This is a genomic window from Planctobacterium sp. AWH2_060 (genome assembly GCF_056158425.1).
Window position 1 is genome coordinate 1 of the sequence record NZ_JBSWTG010000005.1, and the last position, 4,721, is coordinate 4,721.

The 4,721-nt window shown below is 48.5% G+C and carries 4 protein-coding genes and 1 pseudogene; all 5 read left to right on the plus strand.

Annotated elements, in window-relative coordinates; genetic code table 11:
* Positions 1-1,155, plus strand: a pseudogene (locus ACXAD8_RS23145) (excinuclease ABC subunit B); the annotation flags it as partial.
* A gap of 4 nt (positions 1,156-1,159) precedes the next feature.
* A complete protein-coding gene (locus ACXAD8_RS23150; protein WP_475233130.1) occupies positions 1,160-1,816 on the plus strand; it encodes a helicase-related protein in 657 nt (218 codons plus the stop codon).
* Positions 1,817-1,944: 128 nt separating this feature from the next.
* Positions 1,945-3,381: a S1C family serine protease gene (locus ACXAD8_RS23155; RefSeq protein WP_475233132.1), complete on the plus strand. Its 1,437-nt coding sequence runs from the start codon at positions 1,945-1,947 to the stop codon at positions 3,379-3,381.
* A gap of 86 nt (positions 3,382-3,467) precedes the next feature.
* Positions 3,468-4,106 carry an aldehyde dehydrogenase family protein gene (locus tag ACXAD8_RS23160; protein WP_475233134.1) on the plus strand — a complete coding sequence of 213 codons (639 nt, stop codon included), beginning with the start codon at positions 3,468-3,470 and terminating at the stop codon, positions 4,104-4,106.
* A partial coding sequence (locus tag ACXAD8_RS23165) for an aldehyde dehydrogenase family protein (protein WP_475233136.1) occupies positions 4,018-4,721 on the plus strand: 704 nt, incomplete at its 3' end. The genes ACXAD8_RS23160 and ACXAD8_RS23165, both read left to right, overlap by 89 nt.

Below are 4,721 nucleotides of genomic sequence, written 5' to 3' on the forward strand. Positions count from 1 at the left end.
ATTGCCAATGTAATCCAGGAAGTTCAGCGGCCAACACTGATATTAAGTCATAATAAAACCCTTGCCGCACAGTTGTATGGCGAATTCAAGCGGTTTTTCCCGGAAAATGCTGTGGAGTATTTTATAAGCTATTATGACTATTACCAGCCCGAAGCCTTCATTCCAAGCTCCAACCTGTACATCGAAAAGGATCTGTCCATTAATGAAGAGATCGAAAAGCTCAGACTGAGCGCAACCACTTCCCTGATGACCGGACGACGGGACATCATTGTCGTTGCCTCGGTATCCTGCATTTACGGTATCGGAAATCCCGACCAGTTTGCGAATTCAGTTATCAAATTGAGAGTGGGCGAAACCATGGCCCGCAACAAACTGCTGTATGCCCTTGTAGATATTCTTTACAGCCGGACAACCGTTGAATTCAAGCGTGGAAATTTTCGGGTAAAAGGTGATACAGTGGATGTTTTTGTTGCCTACGGCGATTTTGCCTACCGCATAATTTTCTGGGGTGATGAAATTGAGGCCATTCAGCAAATCGATCCGGTATCCGGAAAAAAACCGTGGATGAAAACAGCGGTGACCATTTTCCCGGCAAACCTCTTTGTTACGGGAAAGGAAATGCTGCCACAGGTAATACATGAAATTCAGGATGACATGGTGGCGCAGGTGGAATATTTTGAAAAAGAACAAAGACACCTGGAGGCGAAACGCTTGCAGGAACGAACCGAGTTCGACCTTGAAATGATTCGGGAACTTGGCTATTGTTCCGGTGTTGAAAATTATTCACGTTATTTCGATCGGCGGAATGCAGGTGCCCGGCCGTTCTGCCTTATTGATTATTTTCCTGATGATTATCTTATAGTTATCGATGAAAGCCATGTGACCGTGCCACAGATCCGGGCAATGTGGGGCGGTGACAGGTCGAGAAAGGTGAACCTGGTGGATTTTGGATTCCGCCTGCCGTCGGCACTGGACAACCGCCCGCTTACATTCAATGAATTCGAAGCATTGCAGAACCAGGTTATTTATGTTAGCGCAACTCCGGCCGAATATGAATTACGGAAATCCGAAGGTGTGGTAGTTGAGCAGATCATCAGGCCGACGGGCCTGCTATATCCCGCAAATAGATGTTCGTCCCACGAAAGGACAGATTGATGATTTGCTGGAGGAGATTGATGAACGTGTAAAACTCGGTGAACGGACGCTCGTAACCACCCTCACCAAACGGATGGCCGAAGAACTAACAAAATTCCTCGAACGGGCAGGTGTTAAAACAAGGTATATTCACAGTGAGGTCGACACACTGGACCGTGTGGAAATCCTGCGGGAGCTCCGGCTGGGAATTTTTGATGTGCTGGTTGGTGTAAATCTTCTCAGGGAAGGACTTGATCTGCCCGAGGTATCCCTGGTGGCGATACTCGATGCCGACAAGGAAGGTTTCCTTCGCAACCAGCGCTCGCTGATCCAGACCATCGGCCGCGCGGCGCGTAATTCCCGCGGACAGGTACTTATGTATGCTGATACGATCACCAATTCAATGAACGAAGCAATCGATGAGACGAATCGACGGCGGGCGATACAGGAAAAATACAACCAGGAGCATGGCATTGTCCCGACAACCATTCTGCGCAGCAGGGAAGAAATTCTTTCTCAAACGAATGTAGCCGACCGTAAAAAGAAAAGCCGGGCGTATGTAGAGGAAAACCATGTAAGTGTTGCCGCAGATCCCGTTGTTCAGTATATGGAAAAGGAAGACCTGGACAAGCTTATCCTGAAAACACGAAAGGCCATGGAGAAGGCAGCGGAGGGATCTTGATTTCATTGAGGCGGCACAGTTGCGTGACGAGCTGACTGAGCTTCAGAAGCTGGCTGACAAGGGAAATAATTGAGCAGTTAATAAACTCAATTACAAAATGATACGTTAAATTTAAAACGTAATTACCTATGAAAAAGTCTCGCATTTATTTCGGCATGTTCTTTTCGGCCCTTTTCGGAGCCCTGATCGCAGCCGTAATAATATATGCCGGCTTTCCTGACGTAAGCAGTGCGTCCTATAATTCCATTGCCGAGCGGCAGCAGCAGGTTAGTTATGACCAGCCATCCTCCGGAACATCCATTGGTATGTTATCCGAGCAGCTTGATTTTGCCAGTGCAGCTACGAATGTCATTCCGGGAGTGGTACATATCCGAACCCTGTTTTCATCGGGCAGGTATAGCCTCAATCCGATGAATAACTATTACAGATCACCAGCCCGCTCGTCGGGCTCGGGCGTTATTGTTTCCGATGACGGCTTTATCGTAACCAACAATCATGTAATTGAGGATGCCAGACAAATCGAAGTAGTTCTGAATGATAACAGAAGCTATGTCGCAGAACTGATCGGCACAGATCCAACAACAGACCTTGCGCTGCTCAAAATTGATGAGAACGGCCTGGATTTTGTCAGGTATGGTGATTCGGATCAGGTGGTGCCTGGTGAATGGGTACTGGCGATCGGCAATCCGTTTGATCTCAATTCCACCGTTACCGCCGGCATTGTTAGCGCCAAGGCACGAAATATCGGAATCCTTCGCGACCGGAATAACCTTCAGATAGAATCCTTTATCCAGACAGATGCCGCTGTAAACCCTGGTAACAGTGGCGGTGCACTGGTAAATCTGAAAGGGGAGCTCGTTGGAATTAATACTGCCATAGCTACTCCCAACGGCTCATATGCCGGATACTCATTCGCTGTGCCCGTGACACTGGTAAAGAAAGTAATGGATGATTTGCTTGAATTCGGCAAGGTGCAGCGCGGTCTTCTCGGTGTTCGAATCGATGATGTGGACGCGCAAACCGCCCGCGAGTGGAACCTTTCGCGAGTGTCCGGAGTGCTTATCACGGAAGTAAACTCAAACAGTGCCGCCGAAACTGCCGGCCTGGACAAAGGTGATATCGTTGTTGGCATAAATGGCATAGACGTTACAAATGTATCGGAGCTTCAGGAGCTGGTTGCCAGAAACCGGCCGGGCGATGAGATAATGGTTAGCTATGTCAGAAACGGCAATGAATTCCAAACCAATGCCGTATTAAAGGATTATGAGGGGAATTCATCTGTCTCTCCACGATCAGTGGAGGATACGATTGAAGGGGCTGTCTTTGAAGAGTTAAGCGACAGGGAACGGCAAAAGTACGAATTGGAATCAGGCCTGAAAATCACGTCTGTCGGGGAAGGAATCTGGAAGGAAGCAGGCATTGAACCCGGATTGATTGTGACGCGCATTGATAAAATTCAGATTTCCGATCTGGAAACACTTAACCGCATTCTTGCAAATACCAACGGCCCGTTTTTGTTGGAGGGTCTCGATGAGAAAGGACAAATCAATATCTTACGGTATTGATTGGTAAAAAGTGCCTCACATCCCTTCTCCGTCACTATCAGTTTGACTAGTTTTGGCAGTACATCAATCAGATTTCATTAAGCATCATGGAAACTACAACAGCACCGGAACGCATCCTGGAAAACCTGGATATTTCATTGGAAAACAGCGGCACCTCTACCGGAGATTACTGGGGTGAAACCGACGGCGAATGGATACAGTCCTTTTCTCCCGTGGATGGCCGGCATATTGCAAAGGTTGCTGCGACAACCAGCGAACAATACGAGATTGTAGTTCAGAAAGCGCAGGAGGCATTCCAGTCATGGCGACTGGTTCCCGCACCCAAGCGCGGGGAGGTGGTAAGGCAGATCGGCGAAGAACTCAGAAAACATAAAGATGACCTGGGCGCACTGGTGTCCTATGAAATGGGTAAATCCTACCAGGAAGGACTTGGAGAAGTTCAGGAAATGATCGACATCTGTGACTTTGCCGTCGGTCTGTCGAGACAATTGCATGGTCTGACCATGCACTCGGAAAGGCCAAATCACAGGATGTATGAGCAATACCACCCGCTTGGTATCGTGGGAATCATCAGCGCCTTTAATTTCCCTGTTGCTGTGTGGTCATGGAATACCATGCTGGCATGGGTATGCGGCGATGTCCTGTATCTGGAAGCCTTCGGAAAAAGTACCCCTATGTTCCATTGCCTGTCAGAAAATAGTGGCAAGGGTTTTCAGAAAAAATAATGTACCCGAAGGAGTATCCTGTCTGGTTAACGGTGATTATACCCTCGGTGAACGCCTCTCGCATGATGCCCGAATTCCACTGGTATCAGCCACGGGATCAACCCGCATGGGAAAAAAAGTAGGCGAAGCGGTGGGTGCCCGACTCGGCAAGGCCCTGCTTGAACTCGGTGGAAATAATGCAATAATCATTACAGAGACAGCTGATCTGACTGTCGCCATCCCGGGCGCCCTTTTTGGAGCCGTTGGCACCTGTGGACAACGATGTACATCAACCCGTCGCCTGATTATTCATGAAAGTGTTTATGATACATTCCGCGATAAACTGGCCAATGCCTATCAGCAATTGCGTATCGGAAACCCGCTGGTGGAGACAAATCATGTCGGGCCGCTTATTGACACCGGAGCTGTGGAAATGTACCTCGAAGCCATTGAACAAATCAAGGCGCAAGGCGGTACACTGCTTACAGGAAGCGGGATTCTGGAAGGCGATGAAGATGGTTCGGGCTGCTATGTTAAACCGGTGATTGCCGAGGTTACCAACGAGATGGCAATCGTGCAGCAGGAAACATTCGCGCCCATCCTGTACCTGATAAAATATTCAGAAATAGCCGATGC

What these genes read in the sequence shown, in the direction of transcription:
- ACXAD8_RS23155 (WP_475233132.1), top strand. Translation starts at nt 1,945, where the DNA reads ATGAAAAAGTCTCGCATTTATTTCGGCATGTTCTTTTCGGCCCTTTTC.
- ACXAD8_RS23160 (WP_475233134.1), top strand. Translation starts at nt 3,468, where the DNA reads ATGGAAACTACAACAGCACCGGAACGCATCCTGGAAAACCTGGATATT.